The following is a 1,653-nucleotide window of genomic DNA, read 5'->3' on the forward strand; positions in this document are numbered from 1 at the left end:
CTTCGTGCATAAATCCGTCAACTTTGTGCTCGAAGGACGGCGGCGGCTGGCGAATGCTGGCGGCCGGCGAACGCTGGCGGCAAGCGGCCGCCGCCCGCGCCCGCTTCACCCGCGCAGTGATGATAAAAACCAGCCTGTCTGGATTTTGTCAAAATGCGGTATGCTTGCTCGACGCGGCGCGGGGCCGCGACGCCGGAGAGAGGGGTGCGACATGGCTGGCTACGTGGACAACATCCGCATCGCGGCGCTGCTGTTCCCGCTCGCGTCCGCCCTGCTCTCGCTGCCGTACGCCATCTACCAGTACCGCCGCTATGGCAGCATCTCGGCGTGGAAGACGTTCCTCGTGGCGTCGTTCATCTTCTACCTCATGTGCGCGTACTTCATGGTGATCCTGCCGCTGCCGGCCGACCGCGCCATCTACGTCGCGAGCGCCCAGCACCCGCAGCTCCAGCCGTTCCACTTCATGCAGCAGCTGCGCGCGAGCGGCCTCGACCGCATCGACTCGCTCTCGAGCCTGCTCGCCTTCCTGCGCCTGCCGGCCGTCTACACGGTCTACTTCAACGTGCTGCTCACCGTGCCCTTCGGCGTGTATCTGCGCTACCTCTTCCACCGCAGGTGGTGGCAGGCGCTGCTCCTGGGCTTCGGCCTCACGCTCTTCTTCGAGACGTCGCAGCTCACGGGCTTGTTCGGCCTGTACGAGCACCCGTACCGCCTCTTCGACGTGGACGACCTCATCACGAACACTGCCGGCGCCATGCTGGGCTTCTGGCTGTCGTTCCCGCTCTGCCGGTCCCTGCCCGACCTGCGCGACGTGGACGCCCGCTCCATCGTGCGCGGCTCGGAGCACACGTCGTTCACGCGGCGGCTGCTGGCGTTCGCCATCGATATGGCTCTCTGCCAGGGCATCGTCTGGCTGTGGACGAACGTGGTCTCGCTCGGCGTGACCGGGCGCTACGAGGGGCTCATCGGCGCGCTCGTGGCCACGGGCGTTGTGTTCATGCTCGTGCCCTGCCTCACGCGCGGCCAGACGCCCGGCCACATGGCGCTGCGCCTGCGCGTGGTGCGGCCGGACGGCTCCGCGGCGACGAACGGGGCATATATCGCCCGCTACGGGCTGCTCTTCTGGGTGTTTCTGCTGCTGCCGAGCTGGCTGGGCGCGCTCTTCCCCACGAGCGGCGTGACGGCGGCGAGCGGCCTGGCGCCGGCGCTCGGGATCGCGCCCACGAGCGGCGCGGAGCTCTCCGGTCACACGGACGAGCTGCTGCTGGGCGCGGGCGCGTTTGAGGCGATCCTCTCGAGCGTGTACGCGGTGTGGGCGTTCTCGATCCTCGTGCGCGCGGTGCTCTCCGCCTTCAAGCGGCCGTTCGTGATGCTCAACGGCGTGATGACGAACACGCGCGTGATGTCCGATTCCCAGATCGAGCGGCTGCGCGCCGCCCGCCATGCGCAGAGCCTCGAGGACGAGCTCGCGCAGAACGATCTGGGCGCCGCGAGCATCGACGAGGCGTTCGACGAATCGTTCGACAGCGTGTATTCCGACGAGCTCGACGCGGAGATCGACGACGCGCGGGCGGGGGACGCGTAGGGGGCTGGGACGCTGGGCTGGGGCCTCGTCCGGCGCTGGCGCCCGCCCGCGCCTGCATCCGCCCGCCG

At 69.0% G+C, this 1,653-nt stretch carries 1 protein-coding gene; it reads left to right on the forward strand.

What is annotated here, in order from left to right; all coding sequences use genetic code 11:
* Positions 1–211: 211 nt before the first annotated feature.
* Positions 212–1,585 carry a VanZ family protein gene (locus BN423_RS10415; protein WP_019240186.1) on the forward strand — a complete coding sequence of 458 codons (1,374 nt, stop codon included), beginning with the start codon at positions 212–214 and terminating at the stop codon, positions 1,583–1,585.
* Positions 1,586–1,653: the final 68 nt, after the last annotated feature.

This window comes from Enorma timonensis (assembly GCF_000321165.1).
In the GTDB taxonomy this organism is placed as follows: domain Bacteria; phylum Actinomycetota; class Coriobacteriia; order Coriobacteriales; family Coriobacteriaceae; genus Enorma.